Annotated in this window: 18 protein-coding genes and 1 pseudogene; 14 read left to right on the forward strand and 5 right to left on the reverse strand. The window is 66.9% G+C overall.

The window, feature by feature from the left end:
* Positions 1-218: 218 nt before the first annotated feature.
* The 5 genes from DVDV_RS10200 (at position 219) to DVDV_RS10220 (ending at position 5,550) form a co-directional block, all read left to right on the forward strand.
* The gene (locus tag DVDV_RS10200; RefSeq protein ID WP_075354567.1) at positions 219-1,997 is read left to right on the forward strand and encodes a HAMP domain-containing sensor histidine kinase; all 1,779 of its coding nucleotides are present in this window, start codon (positions 219-221) and stop codon (positions 1,995-1,997) included.
* Between the two features lie 67 nt (positions 1,998-2,064).
* Positions 2,065-3,717: a PAS domain-containing sensor histidine kinase gene (locus DVDV_RS10205; RefSeq protein ID WP_075354568.1), complete on the forward strand. Its 1,653-nt coding sequence runs from the start codon at positions 2,065-2,067 to the stop codon at positions 3,715-3,717.
* 121 nt (positions 3,718-3,838) lie between these two features.
* Positions 3,839-4,231, forward strand: a complete 393-nt coding sequence (locus tag DVDV_RS10210; RefSeq protein WP_075354569.1) for a response regulator — start codon at positions 3,839-3,841, stop codon at positions 4,229-4,231.
* On the forward strand, positions 4,209-5,129 hold the full coding sequence (locus tag DVDV_RS10215; RefSeq protein ID WP_075354570.1) for a sensor histidine kinase: 921 nt from the start codon (positions 4,209-4,211) through the stop codon (positions 5,127-5,129). The genes DVDV_RS10210 and DVDV_RS10215 overlap by 23 nt, the downstream gene beginning before the upstream one ends.
* A gap of 31 nt (positions 5,130-5,160) precedes the next feature.
* Complete coding sequence (locus DVDV_RS10220) at positions 5,161-5,550, forward strand: response regulator (RefSeq protein WP_075354571.1); 390 nt, start codon at positions 5,161-5,163, stop codon at positions 5,548-5,550.
* Between the two features lie 266 nt (positions 5,551-5,816).
* Here the strand turns inward: DVDV_RS10220 and DVDV_RS10225 are convergent, their stop codons facing one another.
* The 3 genes from DVDV_RS10225 to DVDV_RS10235 are packed head-to-tail and all read right to left on the reverse strand — an operon-like array spanning position 5,817 to position 8,260.
* The gene (locus tag DVDV_RS10225) at positions 5,817-6,221 is read right to left on the reverse strand and encodes a secondary thiamine-phosphate synthase enzyme YjbQ (protein WP_075354572.1); all 405 of its coding nucleotides are present in this window, start codon (positions 6,219-6,221) and stop codon (positions 5,817-5,819) included.
* Positions 6,222-6,240: 19 nt separating this feature from the next.
* Complete coding sequence (cobM, locus tag DVDV_RS10230) at positions 6,241-7,026, reverse strand: precorrin-4 C(11)-methyltransferase (protein ID WP_075354573.1); 786 nt, start codon at positions 7,024-7,026, stop codon at positions 6,241-6,243.
* The gene (locus DVDV_RS10235; protein WP_075354582.1) at positions 7,019-8,260 is read right to left on the reverse strand and encodes a bifunctional cobalt-precorrin-7 (C(5))-methyltransferase/cobalt-precorrin-6B (C(15))-methyltransferase; all 1,242 of its coding nucleotides are present in this window, start codon (positions 8,258-8,260) and stop codon (positions 7,019-7,021) included. Before DVDV_RS10235 ends, cobM begins: the two co-directional genes overlap by 8 nt.
* Before the next feature lie 99 nt (positions 8,261-8,359).
* On the opposite strand from DVDV_RS10235, the gene DVDV_RS10240 reads away from it, so the two are divergent.
* The 4 genes from DVDV_RS10240 to DVDV_RS10250 all read left to right on the forward strand — a co-directional run bounded on the left by DVDV_RS10240 (position 8,360) and on the right by DVDV_RS10250 (position 11,767).
* Positions 8,360-9,085: a hypothetical protein gene (locus DVDV_RS10240; protein WP_075354574.1), complete on the forward strand. Its 726-nt coding sequence runs from the start codon at positions 8,360-8,362 to the stop codon at positions 9,083-9,085.
* A 59-nt stretch (positions 9,086-9,144) separates the two neighbouring features.
* Positions 9,145-9,930 carry a cobyrinate a,c-diamide synthase gene (locus DVDV_RS23895; protein ID WP_368482914.1) on the forward strand — a complete coding sequence of 262 codons (786 nt, stop codon included), beginning with the start codon at positions 9,145-9,147 and terminating at the stop codon, positions 9,928-9,930.
* A gap of 80 nt (positions 9,931-10,010) precedes the next feature.
* The gene (locus tag DVDV_RS23900) at positions 10,011-10,661 is read left to right on the forward strand and encodes a hypothetical protein (RefSeq protein ID WP_368482915.1); all 651 of its coding nucleotides are present in this window, start codon (positions 10,011-10,013) and stop codon (positions 10,659-10,661) included.
* Positions 10,658-11,767, forward strand: coding sequence for a cobalt-precorrin-5B (C(1))-methyltransferase (locus DVDV_RS10250; protein WP_075354575.1), 1,110 nt, complete (start codon positions 10,658-10,660; stop codon positions 11,765-11,767). Before DVDV_RS23900 ends, DVDV_RS10250 begins: the two co-directional genes overlap by 4 nt.
* Here the strand turns inward: DVDV_RS10250 and DVDV_RS10255 are convergent.
* Positions 11,754-12,746: an NAD(P)H-dependent glycerol-3-phosphate dehydrogenase gene (locus tag DVDV_RS10255; RefSeq protein ID WP_075354576.1), complete on the reverse strand. Its 993-nt coding sequence runs from the start codon at positions 12,744-12,746 to the stop codon at positions 11,754-11,756. The two genes, DVDV_RS10250 and DVDV_RS10255, sit on opposite strands and share 14 nt — an antisense overlap.
* A gap of 139 nt (positions 12,747-12,885) precedes the next feature.
* Between DVDV_RS10255 and DVDV_RS10260 the strand changes: the two genes are divergently transcribed.
* Positions 12,886-13,374, forward strand: coding sequence for an Lrp/AsnC family transcriptional regulator (locus DVDV_RS10260; protein WP_075354577.1), 489 nt, complete (start codon positions 12,886-12,888; stop codon positions 13,372-13,374).
* A gap of 150 nt (positions 13,375-13,524) precedes the next feature.
* Positions 13,525-15,819: a 7TM diverse intracellular signaling domain-containing protein gene (locus tag DVDV_RS10265; RefSeq protein ID WP_075354578.1), complete on the forward strand. Its 2,295-nt coding sequence runs from the start codon at positions 13,525-13,527 to the stop codon at positions 15,817-15,819.
* A gap of 120 nt (positions 15,820-15,939) precedes the next feature.
* On the opposite strand, the gene DVDV_RS10270 is transcribed toward DVDV_RS10265, so the two are convergent.
* Positions 15,940-16,743, reverse strand: a complete 804-nt coding sequence (locus tag DVDV_RS10270; protein WP_075354579.1) for an enoyl-CoA hydratase/isomerase family protein — start codon at positions 16,741-16,743, stop codon at positions 15,940-15,942.
* A gap of 188 nt (positions 16,744-16,931) precedes the next feature.
* On the opposite strand from DVDV_RS10270, the gene DVDV_RS10275 reads away from it, so the two are divergent.
* The 3 genes and pseudogenes from DVDV_RS10275 to DVDV_RS23355 all read left to right on the forward strand — a co-directional run.
* Positions 16,932-18,197, forward strand: coding sequence for an acetate--CoA ligase family protein (locus tag DVDV_RS10275; RefSeq protein ID WP_254845340.1), 1,266 nt, complete (start codon positions 16,932-16,934; stop codon positions 18,195-18,197).
* Positions 18,115-18,378, forward strand: a complete 264-nt coding sequence (locus DVDV_RS23350) for a hypothetical protein (RefSeq protein WP_254845341.1) — start codon at positions 18,115-18,117, stop codon at positions 18,376-18,378. The genes DVDV_RS10275 and DVDV_RS23350 overlap by 83 nt, the downstream gene beginning before the upstream one ends.
* Positions 18,379-18,430: 52 nt before the next feature.
* Positions 18,431-18,756: pseudogene (locus tag DVDV_RS23355) on the forward strand (acetate--CoA ligase family protein); the annotation flags it as partial.

Here is an 18,756-nt window from a genome sequence, read left to right on the forward strand (position 1 = left end):
CCATCCGGTCCCGGCAGGGTTCGCCCCTGCCGGGACTCCCGCCAATGCACCCGCCTATGTGAAACCCGGCACAATCTTCTGGCAAACCGAACCGGCATCAGCTAAGCAGGAGTATCCCGTCCGACGGAACCGCAGGCAGGCAACAGACCGTCCTGCGCCAACCGAAAACGGCCTGCCATGGCCAGGGAGACGGACGTGCCCAACACCGGTGAACGCGCGTGGCCCTAAGCGTCAAAGGGAAGCTCAAGACGCTTTGCGGCTGTATTGTAGCAGGATTTGTCCTGATCTTTGCCGTGGATGTGCTGGAAAACCGCTCCACCGAGCGCACCCTGGCCCTGGAGCGGCTGGCCGTCACCGCCCGCATCGAAGCCCTGGACATGCGCCGGCAGGAAAAAAACTATTTTCTGCGCCATGACCCCGAGGCCCTGGCCGCCGTGCGCCGCCACCAGCAGGCTGCCAGCGCGGCCATCGCCACCATCCGTACCCTGGACCCGGACCACGATCCCCTGTGCGACGCCGCCCTGGCCCATCTGCAAAACTATCTGACCGGCTTTGAGGCCATGGCCGGCAGCCCCGGCGTGGCAGCCACAACCGATCCGGCCACCCGCTACCTGGAAGCCTCCCAGACCCTGGGAAATCTGGCCGCCCTCCAGCCATCCCTGACAGCGGCGATCAAACACCTGGAACGCCTGGAAAAACGGTGGCTGGCTTCAGGCACCCCCGACGCCTACAAACGCCTGGAGCACGACGCCAAGGGCCTGCGCGACGCAGCCCGGGCAGCTCCGGCCCCCCTGGACGAGACGGACCGGGTGCTGACGGAGTATCTGGCGGCCCTGGACACCTATGCCAGCCGCCTGGAGGACGACAGTTCACCGAGGACCGGTTTTGTGGCCGCGGCCCGGGCCCTGGAGCCGGTCACCGAAGAGCTGCGCGCCAGCTACCAAGCCCGGCGCGGCCAGATCGTGCGCACCACCAGCCTGATTGTGGCCGTCATCCAGATCGCGGTCCTGATCCTGGTGGCCCTGGCCGCCTGGGGACTTTACCGCTTCGTGGCCTCTCCCCTGGCCGAGCTTGGCCGCCACGCCCGGCGGGTGGCCCGGGGCGAGGCCGGCGACCTCGACCCTGACGCCTACGAAGGGGAATTCCGGGAAGTGGCGGCCGATCTGGCCCGCATGGAACGCCACCTGCGCGACACCATAAACGATCTGGCCGCCAAGGAACACGAAGCCCGTCAGGCCAGGAAACGGGCCGAGGACTTGAGCCGGGTGAAATCCGATTTTTTAAGCCTGGTCTCCCACGAGCTCAAAACCCCGCTGACCTCCATGGTCGGCTTTGCCCAGGTCATGCGCAAGCGCCTGGAGCGCGGCGTCCTGGCCAAACCGGCCGGAACCGACCCGGAAGCGGTGGCCGAAGCCACCCGCACCCGGGCCAACCTGACCATCATGCTGGAAGAGGGCCGCCATCTGTCCGGGCTCATCGACAATCTGCTGGAACTGGCCGCCCTGGAATCCGGCGACATGCCCCTGGCCCTGGGCGTTGTCCCGGTGGATGCGGTGGTGGACCAGGCAGCGGCCGACCATGCCGGCGCCATGGCGCAGAAGGGGCTGGCCTTTGTCCGCGACATCCCGGACGATTTTCCGCTGCTTCGCTGCGACCGCGAACGGCTGCTCTTCGTCCTTGGCCAGCTTTTGTCCAACGCCGTCAAGTTCACCAATTCCGGCCACATCGCCTGCCGGGTCCGGCACGCCGGCCCTATGGCCGTCATCACCGTCGAGGACACCGGCCAGGGCATCCCGCCGAATATGCGGGAGGCGGTGTTTGAAAAATTTCACCAACTCAGCGACGTCACCACCGGCAAAATGCCGGGCCTGGGCATCGGGCTGGCCGCCTCCCGGGCCGTGGTCGAACACCACGGCGGGACCATCAGCATCCACGACCGGCCCGGCGGCGGCGTGGCCGTCAGCATCACCATTCCCCTGGTCCAGGCGGCTCCATGAGCCTTTGCTTCCCGCCCTCGCCTGGGCTATCATCCCTCCCGCGTCCACAACTTTACGAGGCGATATCATGATCCAGGACGAATTCGGCCGGCTCCGCCTGAAACTTGTCGCCATTACCCTGGCCTTTTCCTTCATTCCGCTTCTAAGCCTCGGCCTTGGCCTCTACGCCAAGTTCTACGACACCTATACCGACAAGATTTATGGCAATCTGCGCAATCTCGTGGACAATAAAAAGGTCACCCTCGATCTCTTTCTGTCCGAACGTGTGGCCCAGCTGTCCAATCTGGCCCTGACCGAATCCTACCAGGACCTCTCCGGCGATGCCTACCTGGAACGCATCTTCGGCGTGCTCCAGCTGCACAGCAAATCCTTCCTCGACCTGCAGGTCATCGACCAGAACGGCATCTGCGTCTCCTACGTCGGCCCCTACCAGCTGCGCGGCATCGACTACAGCCGGGAAGACTGGTTCCGCACCGTCATGGCCAAGGGCATCCACGTCAGCGACGTGTTCATGGGCTTTCGCAAATACCCCCATTTCAACATCGCCATCAGCCGGCGCGAGGGCGAAAAGACCTGGGTGCTGCGTGCGGCCATCGACTCCGACATCTTCGATTCCCTGGTGCGCGTCATCCATCTCGGCAAGTCCGGCGACGCCTTTCTGCTCAACGCCCAGCATGTGCTGCAGACAAAGCCGCGCTTTGGCCACGACATGTTCGACACCGTCCCCTTCCCGGACATCCCCCGCTTCTCCGGCACCCGGGTGGAGGAAATGACCGTCAGCGGCCAGGTCTCGCTCTACGCCATGACCTGGCTCAATCTCAAAGACTGGCTGCTGGTCATAAAAGACGATCCCGGCGAAGAGATGCTGCCGCTGTACCGGGCGCGCTGGCTGCTCATCCTGCTCCTTTCGGGCGGCTCCCTGCTCATCATTGCCGGCGCGGTGGTCATCGCCAACGGCACCGTGCGCCAGCTCATCAAGGCCGAGCGGGAAAAGGCCACCCTTGACGCCTCGCTCACCCAGTCGAGCAAGATGGCGGCCCTGGGGAAACTGGCCGCCGGCGTTGCCCACGAAGTCAACAATCCCCTGGCCATCATCATGGAAAAGGCCGGCTGGATGCGCGACCTCTTGACCGAGGAAGACATCAAGGCCAGTCCCAACTTTGGGGAATTCGCCGATGCCGTGACCAAGATCGAGTTCCACGTGCGCCGGGCCAAGGACGTCACCCACCGCCTGCTCGGCTTTGCCCGCCGCATGGAACCGACCCAGGAGAACCTCGACATCAACCTGCTCCTGGACCAGACCCGGTCATTTTTGGAAAACGAGGCCAACTTCCGGGGCATCACCTTTGTGCGCAACTACCAAGGCGACCTGCCCCACATCGAGTCCGACACCTCCCAACTCCAGCAGGTCTTTCTCAACATTTTAGACAACGCCATCGACGCCATCGATAAAAACGGCACCATCACCATCACCACCAGCGCCGTGCCCGACGCCGGCGAGGTGGATATCGCCATCACCGACACCGGCAAGGGCATCCCCAAGGAAACCCTGGAAAAGATCTACGATCCCTTCTTTACCACTAAAAAAGTCGGCGAAGGCACCGGCCTTGGCCTGACGATCAGCTACAGCATCATCGAAAAACTTGGCGGCCACATTACCGTCCACAGCCAGGAAGGCCAGGGGACCACCTTCCACATCACCCTGCCCATTGGCGGATGACCGTTTTGCCCCAATCCCAAACGCCACCTGCAACCAGCGCCGCCGCAGCAATACACCCATGCAACACGCAAACAGCCCGACGCCGCAGGCGCAACAGCCAAACGCCTGGAGAGAGGTACTGATGGGACTTCGCGTCTTGGCCGTGGATGACGAGACCGACTTCATCGAAACCCTGGTCAAACGGTTCACCTACCGCCAGATACCGGTGACCGCCGCCTCAAACGGTCCCGATGCCCTGGCCCTGCTCGACCGGGAGCCCTTTGACGTGGTCATCCTGGACATGCGGATGCCCGGCATGGACGGGCTGACCGTGCTCCAGGAAATCAAGAAACGCCATCCCCTGGTCGAGGTCATCATCCTGACCGGCCACGCCTCGGTGGAAGCCGGGATGCAGGGCATGTCGCTTGGGGCCTACGACTACGTGCTCAAACCCGTGGATTTCGGAGAACTGCTGGAAAAGGCCCAAAAGGCCTATGAGCGCAAGAAACTCCATGAATCCCGCGATACTTCCTGAAGACCACAGCCCGCCGCTGTGGCCGCATACCCTGCTGGCCCCGCTTATGGCCGGCGCGGCCGTGCTCTCGGCCCTGGCCGCGCCGCCCCTGGTCGGCGTGGTCCTGGCCCTGTTTGCCGGGGCGGTCTGCATCGGCTCGGCCCTGGTCCTGGCCCGCCGGGTGCGACGCGGCGAACGCAAGCTCCACGACCTCGACCTGCGCCTGCTGCAATCCCAGAAACTGGCCGCCATCGGCGAACTGTCCTCCGGCATCGCCCACGAAATAAACAACCCGCTGGCCATCATCACCCAGGAAATCGATCTGGCCCGGGAACTCTTCGGACCAAACGGCTGCCCCGGAGAGGGCGATCTGGCCGACATCCGCGACAGCCTCGATCAGGTCGGCAAGCAGGTGGCGCGCTGCCGCCAGATCACCCACAAGCTCTTAAACTTCGCCCGAAAAATGGAACCGGTCATCCAGGAGGAATCCCTGGAACGGGTCATCGAGGACATGGCCCTGCTCGTTGAACGCGAAGCCCTGGGCCGGGGTGTGGCCATCGTTCGCGACTACGACCACAGCCTGCCCCAGGTGCGCACCGACGTGCCGCTGTTGCGCCAGGTCATCTTAAATCTCCTCACCAACGCCCTGCAGGCCACGCCCCAAGGCGGCTCCATCACCCTGGGGACCGGCCGCCGGGACGGACAGGCCATTATCGAAGTGCGCGACACCGGCTGCGGCATCCCGCCGCAAAACATGGCCAAAATCTTCGACCCCTTTTTCACCACCAAGGAACCCGGCAAGGGCACGGGCCTGGGCCTCTCCGTCTCCCACGGCATCGTTGCCCGCCTGGGCGGCAGCCTGACCGCCCAAAGCACCCCCGGCCAGGGCGCGACCTTCACCGTGGCCCTGCCCCTGTAACCAACTCCCAACCCGCTTACGGAGACGTCCCATGGCCGACCCTATCCGCGTCCTTATCGTCGATGACGAAGAACGATTCCGCGACACCCTGGGCAAACTGCTCGGCCGCCATGGCTTTACCGTGCGCACCGCCGGCGGCGGCAACGAAGCCCTGGCCCTGCTGGCCGACGCCCCCTGCGACGTCATCGTGCTCGACGTCAAAATGCCGGGCCTGTCCGGCCAGGAAGCCCTGCCGCTGTTGCGCGCCGCCTGCCCCGAAGCCGAAGTGCTGGTCCTAACCGGCCACGCCTCCGTGGACATCGCCTCGGCCATGATCACCGGCGGCGCAGCCGATTACCTGCTCAAACCCTGCCCCACCGACGAACTCGAAGGCGCCATCCGCGCCGTCTACGACCGGCGTCAGGCGACCAAGCCACGCTAGCGGGCGGATGAGGGGAGGGAGGGGGATGGGGATGGGGAGAGAGGAGAAGAGAAAGAATGCCTCCGGCGGCCGGGGGGATGATCCCCCCGGACCCCTGCAAAGGGGCAAGTGTTTAGAGGGAAGTTCGCCTGCGTATTGCGCGCGCAGTTGAGAAGTCGGCCGGAGAGCATGACCGCCGCCGCACAAGCCAGACGGGAACCAACAGTGTTCCGGTGGCCTTCGCCTTTTTGTTTCTCTCCGGGCGACCTTGCTTGCTCGTCCTTCTCCTACGGTGCGGCCTGCCCAAGCCACTGCACCCAGATTTTCCTGGTGCGCGGTCCGTCGAATTCACACAGATAGACGCCTTGCCAGGTGCCGAGCCGGATCTGGCCGTCGGCGACGATCAGCGTCAGCGACGGGCCGGCGAGCGTGGTCTTGACGTGGGCATCGCTGTTGCCTTCGGCATGGCGATAGCCGGGGTCGCGGGGGACAAGGCGGGCCAGGATGTCCACCATGTCGGCGGCCACGTCGGGATCGGCGTCTTCATTGACGGTCAGCCCGGCCGTGGTGTGGGGGCAAAAAACCACAAGGGCCCCGTCGCGCCAGTTGTTGGCGGCGACCAGCTCCTGAAGGGCCGGGGTGATGCGGACCAGGGCTTCGCGGCGGGGGGTGCGCAGTTCCAGGGTTTCCATGGCGGCTCTCCTTTCCGGCTCAGCTGCGGGCCGGGCGGCAGGCGTGGCTGAAGGTCGCGTCGTAGAGTTTGGAGACAGTGGCCTGTCCCAGGCCCGGAAGAATGAGAAAGACGGTCTGGCGGCCGATATCTTCGCGCCGCACGGTTTCGGCCAGGCTGGCGATGGTGGCCCACAGGCGCTTTTCACCGGGCCAGCCCAGGCGGTGGGCCAGGGCCACCGGGGTTTCAGGCGGATACCCGCCCGCAAGGAGTGCCTCGGCCACGCCTTCGGGGTCGCCGGCCGAGAGGTAGACGGCCATGGCCGAGCGGTGCCGGGCCAGATCGGCCAGGGCCTCGCCGGGCGGCATGGGGGTGCGGCCGGCCAGCCGGGTGAGGATCAGCGTCTGGGTGATTTCCGGCACGGTAAACGAGACGGCAAAGGCGGCGGCAGCGGCCGAGGCCGAGGTGACGCCCGGAATGACGCCGTAGGGGATATTTTCAGCGGCAAGCAGCGCAGCCTGTTCGGCAATGGCCCCGTACAGGGCCGGGTCGCCGGTGTGGACCCTCGCGACAAGCTCCCCGCAACCAGCGGCAGCGGCCATCAGGCCGTGGGTCTCCTCCAGAGTGAGCGGCGCGGAATCGACCACCCGGGCCGTGGGTTTGGCCAGGGCCACGATGGCCGGGGAAACCAGCGAACCGGCATAGAGCACGAGGTCGGCTGCGGCGATGACCCGGCTGGCCTTGACCGTGAGCAGTTCCGGGTCGCCGGGGCCGGCCCCGATGAAATACACCCGGGGGGATACGTCTTTGTCCGAGGCGTCAGGCATGGGCAGGCTCCTTGGCGGCGGTGAGGATGAAAACCGGATTGTCGGCGGCCAGACGCAGATCGCCGGCCAGCGGCGAGGCCGGGCTGGCCTGCAATTGGGTCAGGGTAAACGGGAGGGACAACGCGGCAAGCCGGTCCATGGCCTGCCCGAGCGACCCGAGCAGCACGGCGTTTATGACCAGCCGGCCGCCCGGCAAAAGCCGGCGGCACAGCTCCGGCAGCAGATCGGGCCGGGTGGACAGGCCGCCGCCGACAAAGATGCGGTGGGGACCCGGCAAGGCGTCCAGCCCCTGCGGGGCCTCGGCCCGGACAGGCGTTACCGTCAGCGCCCCGGTGCGGCGGATATTTTGGGCCAGCAGGGCATGGCGGGCCGGGTCGCGCTCGACGGCAAAGACCGGGCCGCCGGGATTGAGCAGCGAGGCTTCCAGGGCAACGGACCCGGTGCCGGCCCCCACGTCCCAGACCACGTCCCCGGGCCGCGGGGCCAGGGCGGCCAGGGAGACGGCCCGGACCGGGGCCTTGGTAAAGACGGCGTCATGGCGAAGGAGCGCCTCGTCTGGCAGGCCCAGATGCAACGCCACCTCCGGCGGGGCCGTGCGTTCGATGAGGACCAGGGCCAGGGCCGAGGCCGATGCCGTGGCCGCCTCGGACAGGGACAGGCGGCGGACGCGCTCGCCCGGAAGATGCAAATCCTCGCAGATGTCCATGGTGAAGCTTTCGCCGCCGCGCTCAAGCAGACAGGCGGCGATGGCGGCCGGGGTGTTTGTCGCGTCGGTGTAGACGGCAACGGCCCCATGGGCAGCCAGGGCGGCAAAAAGCGGGGTGGCGTCGGTGCGGCCGTGGAGCGACACGGCCGGCAGTCCGGCCCAGGGCCGGCCAAGCCGGGAGCAGGCAGCGGCCACGGCCGTGACATTGGGGAAAAAGACCAGCCGATCCGGGCCAAAGCGGCCAAGCAGCGTGGTCCCGATGCCGAAATGGAGGCCGTCGCCGTCGGCCAGGACCGCGACGGTCTGGCCGGCCGTCGCTGCCGTTTCGATGGCGTCCAGCACGGCGGCAAGCGGCCCGGCAATGGGGATGCGCCGGCCGGGATGGTCGGGGAAGGCGGCAAGCAGGCGCGCGCCGCCGACGATGACCCGGGCGGCAGCCAGGCAGGCGGCGGCCTCCGGGGCAAGCCAGGGGCGGCCCATGCCGCAGCCGAGGACGGCGATGGGGGGCGGCGAGAGTTTTGGCGTCATGGCCGTGTGTGTACCCAGCCGACGGGCCCTGGTCAAAAGGGTCTTGCCCTTTGTCCCGGCCTGCTTCACAACGAAACCATCTGCAACCGGGAGGACGGCATGGAAGCACGGCAGGCGCGGGTGACGTTTACGGGCGGGGCCCTGGCTTCGTTCGGCTATTCCTTCCTGTTTTTGTTTCTTTTTTTCCTGATCATCCCCGGAGCCTGGGGGGCTGTGCCGTTTGCCGTCTGGTGGACGGGGCATCTGGCCTTTGACGACGGCGGCCGGGCCGAATTCACCGGGCGGCCCGGACCGGTCTGGGTGCTTTTCGCCGTGCTGGCCTTTCTGGCCTATCTGCCGAGCCTGGCTACGGCCGGGATGCCCCATGGCGGCCGGACGGCGATGGTGCAAATCGTTTTGTCCCTGGTGCTTTTCCCCCTGGATGCGGCCGTCAAGCTGCCGCTGTATCGCTGGTTTTTCGAAAACATCCGGCTGGCTCCGGGCGGCAGCCCGCGCTTTACCGGAACCTACTGGCCCTATCTTGGCTGGTCGGTGCTGGTTGCCGTCTCGGTCGTGACCATCATCGGCTGGGCCTGGGCGTCGGTGGCCATGATGCGCTGGTTTTGCCGCAACCTCGAAGCCGACGCCTACAGCGTCAGCTTTACGGGCACGGGCGGGGCCCTTTTGTGGCGCAGCCTTGTCTGGCTTGTCGGCATGGTCTGCATCATCCCCCTGCCCTGGGTCTTCCGGTCCATCTATGCCTGGTGGTCGGGCCATCTGGTCGTGACCCACACCGCCGCAGTTGCCGCAGACGCAGACGATTTCCCCGGCTTCAACGCGGCCTGAAGCCTCCGGGAGGCTGGCGGCGGCTAGCCGGCTGCGGCCGGCTCGGCTATCATGCGCCCATGATGCACATGTTTTTGCCGGCCCTGGTCGTGGCCGGCACCAAAAGCGGCTGCGGCAAGACATCCGTGGCCCTTGGCCTCATGCGGGCCCTCACCCGGCGCGGCTTGGCCGTTGCCGCCTTCAAGGCCGGACCGGATTTCATCGATCCCGGCCACCACGCCCTGGCAACCGGCCGGGCCAGCCACAATCTCGACGACTGGATGTGCGGCGAGGCCGGCGTGCGGGAAACCTTTGCCCGCTGCGCTGCCGGGGCCGACGTCGCCGTCATCGAGGGCGTGATGGGCCTTTTCGACGGTATCTCGGCCACGGATGAGGCCGGCAGCACGGCCCGGCTGGCCAAGCTGCTCGGGCTGCCGGTGCTGCTGGTGGTCGACGCCGCCTCCATGGCCCGGTCTGTGGCGGCCATGGCCCTTGGCTATGTGCGCTTCGATCCGGATCTCACCTTTTGCGGCATCCTCCTCAACAACGCCGGCAGCCCGTCCCATGCCGCGCTTCTGGCCGAGTCCCTGGCTGCCGCCCTGCCCGAGGTGCCGGTCTGGGGCGTGTTGCCGCACCAGGGCGACATCACTGTCCCCTCGCGCCATCTGGGGCTGGTGACCGCCGAGGATTCCATCGATGTGGCCAAACGCCTGGACGCCCTGGCCGACTGGCTCGAAGCCGCCATTGACCTCCCGGCCCGCCTCGCCGCCCTCCCCTTTTCCTCAGGACACCTGCCCACCCAGGCCCCTATTCCCACCCCGCCCCAGCATCCCCACCCGCCCCATCCAGGGGGTCCGGGGGGATGATCCCCCCCGGCGGGGTGCAGGGGCAGGGCCCCTGCCGGGAAAGTCCAGAAGGGGCAGCGCCCCTTTTGGCCCCCGGAGAGGTGCAGGGACAGCGCCCCTGCCGGCTCGCCGTCGCCCGCGATCAGGCGTTCTGCTTCTATTACGGCGAAAATCTGCGGCGGCTGGAGGCGGCCGGACTGCGGCTGGTGCCGTTTTCGCCGCTGGCGGACGCGGCGCTGCCACCGGGGGTGGACGGGCTGTATCTGGGCGGGGGGTATCCGGAGGTCCATGCGGCGGCGCTGTCGGGCAACGCGGCCATGCGCCGGGCGGTGCGGGATTTTTGCCGGTCCGGCCGGCCGGTCTATGCCGAGTGCGGCGGGTTTATGTATCTCATGGAATCCCTTGCCGACCTGGATGGCCGGCAGTGGCCCATGGCCGGGGTGTTTGCGCTCCAGGCGGCCATGGGCGGGCGCTTTGCCGCCCTGGGCTACCGGGAGGTGACCACCCGGGCGGCGACGCTGCTGGGGCCGGCCGGAACGGTGCTGCGCGGCCATGAGTTCCACTATTCACGCCTGACCCGGGTGCCGGCCGGCATCCCGGCCGTGTATGGCCTGACCGGACGCAAGGGGGTCATCGACACGCCCGAAGGCTTTGTGGCCGGGGGAACCCTTGGCAGCTACGTGCATCTTCATTTCGGCAGCAACCCGGAAGCTGCGGCCCATTTCGCCGCAGCCTGCGCGGAGGGACGATGAAACGCGACGGGCCGCTGCGCGAAGGATTTACCACCGGCACGGCCGCTTCCGGGGCGGCCAAGGCGGCCACGCTGCTCCTTATAACCGGCCGCGCCCCGGAGACGGTGGACGTGGGGCTGCCCGGCGGCGGGCGGCTGACCCTGCCCGTGGCCGAAGCCCGCCTTGAGGGCGAGACGGCTGTGGCCACCATCATCAAGGACGCCGGCGACGACCCGGACGTGACCCATGGCGCGGCCATCGGCTGCCGGGTGTCGCGGCTGGACGGGGCAGCGGACGGGACCGTGGTTGTGGACGGCGGCGAGGGGGTCGGGCGCGTCACCCTGCCGGGGCTGCCGGTGGCGGTGGGGTTGGCCGCGATCAATCCCGCCCCCAGAGCGCAGATTGCCGCGGCCGTGGCCGAGGCCATACAGCTTGCTGGCGGGGCCGGAGGATTTTCGGCCGTGGTGACGGTGGCAAATGGCGAGGAACTGGCCCGGAAGACGCTCAACGGACGCCTGGGCATCGTGGGCGGCCTATCCATTCTCGGCGTGTCGGGCATTGTGCGGCCGTTTAGCCATGACGCCTGGCAGACGTCGATCAGCGAGGCCCTGGACGTGGCCAGGGCGCTTGGCCATGACACGGTGGGCTTTTCCACGGGCCGGCGCAGCGAGGCCCTGCTGCGAGCGGCTGTGCCGGAGCTGCCGGAAACGGCGCTCATGCAGGCGGCGGATTTTTTTGCCTTTGCCCTGGCCGAGGCAGCCGGACGAAAATTTGGCCGAATCGTCTGGGCGGCCTTTGGCGGCAAGCTGGTCAAGATGGCCCAGGGTCTGGCCAACACCCACGCCCACCGGGGCGACACGGACTTTTCCGCCCTGGCCGGCTGGTGCGCCGCTGCCGGCTGGCCGGCCGAGCTGGCCAGCCAGGCCGGGACGGCCAATACCGCCCGCCATGCCCTGAAGATGGCGGCCTCGCCCGAGGCCAGGGCGGCCCTGGTGGCGGTCCTGGCCGGTGAGGCGTTGGGCCATATGCGCCGGTTTGCCGGTCCCGGCCCGGGCCTCACCCTGCTCGTCTTCGACTTCGACGGCAGCCTGCTTGGCCGCTTCGAAGAAAGTCCTATTCGTCCTTGAGCGTCCGGGTCATGAGGTCGTAGACGGCCTGTCCCGGCTCCTTGTCCTGATAGAGGATGGCGTAGACCTGCTCGGTGACGGGCATTTCAACGCCGACCTTTTGGCGCAGGGCGTAGACGGCCTCGGTGGTCTTGACCCCCTCGGCCACCATCTTCATCTCGGCCAGGATGTCCAGGAGCTTTTGGCCCTTGGCCAGCCGCAGGCCGACCTGCCTATTGCGCGACAGGTCGCCGGTGCAGGTCAGCACCAGATCGCCCATGCCCGACAGGCCCATGAAGGTCTGGCGGTCGGCCCCCATGGCCTTGCCGAGCCGGCTCATCTCGGTCAGGCCCCGGGTGATGAGCGCGGCCCGGGCGTTGCCGCCAAAACCCAGGCCGTCGGCCACGCCGGCGGCAATGGCGATGATGTTTTTGATGGCGCCGCCAAGCTCCACCCCGCGCACGTCGGTTGCGGTGTAGACCCGGAAGTACGGCGTGGACAGGGCTTCCTGCACTTCCTTGCCGGCCTTTTTATCCTTGCAGGCCAGGGTCACGGCGGTTGGCATCTCGCGGATGACCTCGTAAGCGAACGACGGCCCGGAGAGCATGGCGAACCGCGGCTTGATGGCGGCCAGGGCGTCATCGCACACCTGGGACATGGTCATCAGGCTGTCGAGTTCGATGCCCTTGCTGGCGCAGATGATGACCGGATTTTTCGGCAGATATTTAACGAACCGCTGGTAGGCGTTTCGGATGAACTGGCTGGGTACGGTAAAAATGAAATGCTTGGCTCCGTCGGCCACACTGGCCGCATCGGTGCTGACTTCGAGGGTGTCGGAAAGCTTGCGGCCGGGCAGATACCAGGAATTTTCCCGGGTGGTGCGGATCTCGTGCATCACCGTTTGTTCCCGCACCCACAACCGGGCCTCGTGGCCGTTTTTCGCCAGCATGTCGGCCAGGGTGGTGCCCCAGCTGCCGCCGCCTATCACCGCGATCTTCATAATGCTCCCTCCAGGCGCGGCAGAAAGGCCGCGCCGCTGCCGCCCGTGGCGGCCGTTTGGCGATTACCCGCCACGGTTGCCTCTAGCACACAAAGCCGCTAAGGACAAAGGCTTTCCAGACGGCCAACCAGGAGGCGACATGGCAGATGCTCCGGGAATCACCCCGCTGACCGAACTCGACAAGGAAATCCTCAAGCAGGTGCAGGGCACGCTGCCTGATTCGGCCACGCCCTATGCCGACATCGCCGCTGCCGTGGGCACGGACGAGGCCCATGTCGTGGCGCTGCTCTCCCGCATGGCCGAGACCGGGGAAATCCGCCGGTTCGGGGCCACGCTCAAGCACCAGAAGGCCGGCTACGGGGCCAACGTCATGGTGGCTTGGTCCGTGGACGAGGAAGACGTGGACCGGATGGGCGCGATCATGGCCAAACGCCAGGAGATCAGCCACTGCTACCACCGCGTCACCTGCATGGAATGGCCGTACAACCTCTACACCATGATCCATGGCCGCTCGCCCGAGGACTGCCAGGCCGTGGTGGCTGCCCTGGCCGCCGAAACCGGCCTGGACGATTTCGCCATGCTCTTTAGCCTCAAGGAGCTCAAGAAAGTCAGTATGCGCTATTTCTAGCCAGAGCCGGCGACAGATCGCCGATGACTCTTGCCGTCAGCGGTATGGCGTGGCAGATATGGCGGCAATGAAACACTGCCTGCCCGCTCTGTCCTCGTCCACCCGGCCCCGGGGCCGGCTGCGGGACACAAGCCGCCAACCGCAACGGTCATGCCGGCCCGTCGCCGTCTGATCCCCACTGCGCCGTATGCCCTGGCGCGGCCTCTGTTTGGGCCGGCCGTCGTTGTTTTTCTGCTTCTCCTTTGTCTGGCCCCGGTCCGGCCCGCTCTGGCGGCAAGCCCCGAATCCGGGCCGTCCATCGTCTCCCTGGCCGTTTTGGCCGCTCCGCCGGACAACGCTTCCGTGGCCTGGGCCATCGACCAATATCAGGCCGGCCGCTTCCGCACTCTCCCGGGCAAAGTCTTCACCGCTTCGGGCGATGGCGTCTACTGGCTGCGCGTCACCGTCGCCATCCCGCCCGGCGTGGCCAGCCAAGCCTACGCCCTGGACCTCAACTGGCCGTTTTTGCGCCTGCTTGAGGCCTTCATCCCCGGCCAACCACTGGCCCAACCGGCAGCACACGGCGAGTGGAACCTCTATCGGCCGGACCCCGTGCCCCTGCCGCCGCAACTGCGCGGGAACGTCACCGTTTATGTGCGGCTGGCCGGCTACGGCAGCATCAACATCAACCCGGTCATCCTCCCTGCCAGGGACGCGGCCCGGGCCCTGGCCTTGCGACCCTGGATCCTGGGCCTTTTTTTCGGGCTGATGGGGTCGATGCTGGCCTACAACCTGTTCCTCTTCGTCTCGCTTCGCGACGCCAGCTATGGCTACTACGTGGCCAACGCCGCCCTGCTCATCGTCTACTACGCCTGTTCCTCCGGCCTTGCCGCGACAATTTTCCCCGCCCCCTCGCGGGAGGAGCATGCCCTTTTCTTCAAATGTTTCGAGCTTACAACCGCCATGGTTTTTGCCACCATGGGGCTTTTTACCCGTTCATTCCTGCTCACCCGGGGCACCTGTCCGACCCTTGACCGCATCCTGTCCGGGCAGATCGCTGTTTCCCTTCTCCTGGTCCCGCTATTCCTGATCGGCCAGCGGGTAGGCGCAATCGCTTTCCTCGTTGCGCCCATGGTTGGCATGGCCACGGCCGCGATCATCACGCTGGCGGCCGTGGCGCGCCTGCGGCAGGGCTTTCGCCCGGCAGCCGTCTTCCTGGTCGGTTGGGGATTTTATGTCCTGTGCGGGGCGCTGCATTCCATGACCTGGGCCGGCATCGTGCCCGCCACCCCGGCCACTGTCCATGCGCCCATGGTCGGCACGGCAGCGGAAGTCTTCATCATGTCCCTGGCCCTGGCCTACCGGATCAAGCTATTGCGCGACCACGCCGTGCTCGCCGAACAGGAACGCCTGCGCCTGTCCGTGGCCAAGGCCCGGTCCGACGAGGCCCGGGAGGATCTGGCCCGGGAAAACACCCTGCTCGCCATGATCCTTGACGACAACCGCTTCGGCATCGGCGTGGTGCAGGACGGCCGGTTCCAGTTCGCCAACCGCCAACTGGCCCGGCAACTCGGCCGTGACGAACTGACCGGCCGGCTTCTGGCCGACGTGCCCCATGCCATGCCCTTTCTGGGCAACACCCTGGATATGACCCCGGAACGGGACAGCGAACGCGAAGTGGTGATCGGATCGGATGGGTCCAGCCGGACGCTGCTCGCCCTGGGCCGGTTGCTCGACCTCAAGCGGCCCGAGCTTGGCGCGGTCTATCTCGTGGAAGACGTCAGCGAAGCCAGACGCCTGGAGGAGCTTAAAAACGACATCGACCAGATCATGCGCCACGACCTCAAAAGCCCGCTGGCCACCATCTCCGGCATCCGGGAGGCCCTGGAGCTGGCCGGCCCGCTCACCCAGCGCCAACAGCGGCTGACAGCCCTGCTGGAACGGACGGTGGCCGAGATGACCACGCGCATCAACCAATCGCTCTATCTGTACAAGCTCGAGGCCGGCAGCCTGCAGTTGACTCCCGCCCCCGTGCCCCTGGCCCGGCTGCTGGAGGATGCCCGGCTGGAACTGGCCCCGTTTCTGTCGGCCGGCGGCCGCCTGGACATCGTCTATGACGCCCCGCCCGAGGCCTTTGTCATACTGGGCGAACGGGTGCTCCTGCTGTCGCTGTGGGTCAATCTGCTCAAAAACGCCCTGGAAGCGGCGGCAGAGTCAGGGCCGGTCACCGTGACGGTGTCCGATCCCCGCGCCCCGCGCGTGGCCATTGCCAACCCCGGCGAGGTGCCGCCCGGCGTGCGCGAGCGGTTTTTCAAAAAATACGCCACGGCCGGCAAAAGAGGCGGCACCGGGCTTGGGACCTACTCGGCCCGGCTCATCGCCCGGGCCTTCGGCGGCGACATCACCCTCGACACCTCGCGCCCGGGCATGACCACCGTCACGGTGACCGGCCTGCCCCCGGCCTGAAGCCGGCCGGGGAAATCCACACGCACCGGACGTCGAGCCCGGCCCCCCCCGCCGGTTGCCCGGCCCGTCCACCACCAGCCGCCACCCCGGCTGCCTGAGCGGCCCGGCGCGTCCGGCCGGCTATGCCCCGGCGTTGCGGACGGCCCGGCGATCTTCCAGGGCCGTGCGGAAGGCTGGGGAATTGACCCGGTTTAACAGCAGCATGTCCTCGGTCTCAAGGGACCGGCGCAGTTCGTTGAGGTCGCTTTTGAGCAGTTTGCGGATGGCCAGCATGGTCGCCACCTGCCGCTCCTGGTAGTAATCGGCGATGGTCAGGGCCGCTTCCTCAACCTTGGACTCGGGCACGATCTTGTCCACGATGCCCAGGGTGAGCGCCTCTTCGGCCGTGAAACGCGGCCACTGGAGCACCTCGGCCGCCTTGCCCGCCCCGAGCATCCGCGACAGGAAATAGCCGCCGCCGCCCTTGGGGACGGTGCCAAGTTCGGCAAAGGTGTTTTCAAAGACCGTGTGTTCGGAAACGATGCGGTAGTCGCAGGCCAGAGCCATGTTGAGATGAAACAGCGAAATGCGTCCGCAATCGGCGTTGATCGTCACCTTGTTTAGGCCGGCCATGGTGACGGTGTAGTTATTGACGAGGTTGAGCAGCCGCTGGAGCAGGTAATCCTCCCGGCGCGAGGCGAGCAGGGACTCGAAGAACTCCAGGGTTTCGTCGCCGCCGGCTTTCTCCGACGCCCCGATAAACGTCACCACATTCACTTCATCGGTGCGGGAAATGATCTCCAGGTGGTCGAAAAAGGTGTCTATCTTTTTGAGATCCCCGGCGTGGCGGGCAAAATGCGGCTTGCCGCGCACAAGCAACATGCTGTCGCGGCGCTCGGCAGAGAAAAATTCATTATCCGTGACAAGGCTGGTCGTGACTTCCATGACGTCCTCCCTAACGGCCCTGTGCCGATACAGAAAACCGTGCCAGTCCGGGGAGTTCCTGTCAACACGGCGGGCCGCCGCACCCCCGCGCCAAGGAGCGCACCCCGGCCGCAAAACCCCTTGCCTTGACCCCAAGAGGCCTCTATCCTTACCCAAACTTCCAACCAGCCAGAAGGGGGACCATCGCATTGAGCGCCCGAAGCCTGGACGCCCTGTTCCGTCCCAATTCCGTGGCCGTTGTCGGTGCCTCGGCCGACCCCGGACACGTGGGCACGGTCATCATGCGAAACCTGCTTGGCGGCAAGTTTCTGGGACCGGTCATGCCCGTGGCCCCGGATCTGGCCGAAATTGACGGCATCACCTGCTACAAGTCCGTCGACACCCTGCCGCTGACCCCGGATCTGGCCGTTATCTGCACCGGCCCCGAATCCGTGCCGGAAACCCTGCGCGAACTCGGCCGGCGCGGCGTTGGCGCGGCTGTCGTGCTGCCGCCGGGCTATGCCAAGCTTGAGCGCGAGGCCAAGCGCAGCCTGCAGGCCCGGATGCTCGAAGCGGCCGCACCGTCGGGCATCCGCATCCTCGGCCCGTCCGGCATGGGCCTGCTCGTCCCCGGCATCGGGCTCAACTGCTCCCTGGCCAACCGCGACGCCAACCCCGGGCGCATGGCCTTTATTTCCCAGTCTGCCTCGCTTTTCACCGCCGTTCTCGACTGGGCCCACACCAAGGGCATCGGCTTTTCCCACATCCTGTCGCTTGGCGACCGGGTGGACCTCAAGTACGCCGACATCCTCGACTACATGGCCTCCGATCCCAACACCCGCTCGATTCTCCTGTATGTCGAGACGGTCACCGACGCCCGTTCGTTCATGAGCGCCTCCCGGGCGGCCGCCCGCAACAAGCCCCTGCTCGTGGTCAAACCCGGCCGCAAGCTGTGGACGCTTTTCCCGCCCGGTCCGGGCGAGGGGCGCGACGAGGTCTACGACGAGGCCTTTCGCCGGGCCGGTATGCTGCGGGTGGGCGAAATCGACACCCTTTTTGACGCGGCCGAGACCCTGGCCCGGGCCAGGCCGCTCTCCGGCGACCATCTGGCCGTTTTAACCAACGGCGGGTCCATGGGCATCATGGCGGCCGACGCCCTGCTCGACGGCGGCGGCCGACTGGCCCCCTTTGACGCCGACACCGGCCGTAGCCTGTCCGGCGTCCTTGGCCCCAACTGGCAGCGCCAGGGCGTGGTCGACATGGGCGTGGACGCCGCCCCGGCCCTGTATGCCGAATCGCTGCGGGCGCTTTTGCGCGCACCCCGGAGCCAACGCCGTGCTGGTGGTCCATGTGCCCTTTCCCGGAGTATCTCCCGAGGAAACGGCCCGGGCCGTGGCCGAAGTCGCTGCCAAGACCAGCCGCACCGTGCTGGCCTGCTTCATGGGCTACGATCCGGCCGGGGGCGAGGCGCTTAAAATCTTAAACAAGGCCGGGGTGCCCACCTACGCCACCCCGGACCAGGCCGTCTCGGCCTTTGTCCAGCTGGCCCGCTACCGCAAAAACCAGGAACTCCTCATGGAGATGCCGGCCAGCCTGCCCGACGAATACGCGCCCGACCCGGACGCCGCCCGGGCCGTGGTGGAGCGGGGCCTATAGCGAGGGGAGGCTCACCCTCACCGACCCCGAAGCCAAGGAGGTCCTCGGCTATTACGGGGTGCGGGCCATTGCCTCGCACATCACCGAGGACATCGACGATGCCGTGGCCGCGGCCGACGCCCTGGGCTATCCCGTGGCCGTCAAGATCATTTCCCCGGACATTCCCAAGCCCTTTGACGTCGGCGGCATCGTCCTGGACGTCCCCGGCCCCGAGGCCGTGCGCGAGGCTGCGGCTGCGGCCCGGCAGCGGGCCCTTGACCATGTGCCGGGGGCGCGCATCGAAGGCTACGTCATCCAGCAAATGGGCCGGCGGGCCGGGGCCCACGAGGTGACCATCCAGGCCCGGGTGGACCCGATCTTTGGCCCCTACGTCATCTT

This window comes from Desulfovibrio sp. DV (assembly GCF_001936595.1).
Classification (GTDB): domain Bacteria; phylum Desulfobacterota; class Desulfovibrionia; order Desulfovibrionales; family Desulfovibrionaceae; genus Solidesulfovibrio.

Excerpts from the sequence above, each read along its gene's own strand:
- DVDV_RS10225 (WP_075354572.1), bottom strand. The coding sequence starts at position 6,221 with ATGGAAACCCTGGAACTGCGCACCCCCCGCCGCGAAGCCCTGGTCCGC.
- DVDV_RS10210 (WP_075354569.1), top strand. The coding sequence starts at position 3,839 with ATGGGACTTCGCGTCTTGGCCGTGGATGACGAGACCGACTTCATCGAA.
- DVDV_RS10240 (WP_075354574.1), top strand. The coding sequence starts at position 8,360 with ATGGAAGCACGGCAGGCGCGGGTGACGTTTACGGGCGGGGCCCTGGCT.
- DVDV_RS10220 (WP_075354571.1), top strand. The coding sequence starts at position 5,161 with ATGGCCGACCCTATCCGCGTCCTTATCGTCGATGACGAAGAACGATTC.
- DVDV_RS10215 (WP_075354570.1), top strand. The coding sequence starts at position 4,209 with ATGAATCCCGCGATACTTCCTGAAGACCACAGCCCGCCGCTGTGGCCG.
- DVDV_RS10255 (WP_075354576.1), bottom strand. The coding sequence starts at position 12,746 with ATGAAGATCGCGGTGATAGGCGGCGGCAGCTGGGGCACCACCCTGGCC.
- DVDV_RS10265 (WP_075354578.1), top strand. The coding sequence starts at position 13,525 with ATGCCGGCCCGTCGCCGTCTGATCCCCACTGCGCCGTATGCCCTGGCG.
- DVDV_RS10260 (WP_075354577.1), top strand. The coding sequence starts at position 12,886 with ATGGCAGATGCTCCGGGAATCACCCCGCTGACCGAACTCGACAAGGAA.
- cobM (WP_075354573.1), bottom strand. The coding sequence starts at position 7,026 with ATGCCTGACGCCTCGGACAAAGACGTATCCCCCCGGGTGTATTTCATC.
- DVDV_RS10270 (WP_075354579.1), bottom strand. The coding sequence starts at position 16,743 with ATGGAAGTCACGACCAGCCTTGTCACGGATAATGAATTTTTCTCTGCC.
- DVDV_RS10250 (WP_075354575.1), top strand. The coding sequence starts at position 10,658 with ATGAAACGCGACGGGCCGCTGCGCGAAGGATTTACCACCGGCACGGCC.
- DVDV_RS23895 (WP_368482914.1), top strand. The coding sequence starts at position 9,145 with ATGATGCACATGTTTTTGCCGGCCCTGGTCGTGGCCGGCACCAAAAGC.
- DVDV_RS10235 (WP_075354582.1), bottom strand. The coding sequence starts at position 8,260 with ATGACGCCAAAACTCTCGCCGCCCCCCATCGCCGTCCTCGGCTGCGGC.
- DVDV_RS10205 (WP_075354568.1), top strand. The coding sequence starts at position 2,065 with ATGATCCAGGACGAATTCGGCCGGCTCCGCCTGAAACTTGTCGCCATT.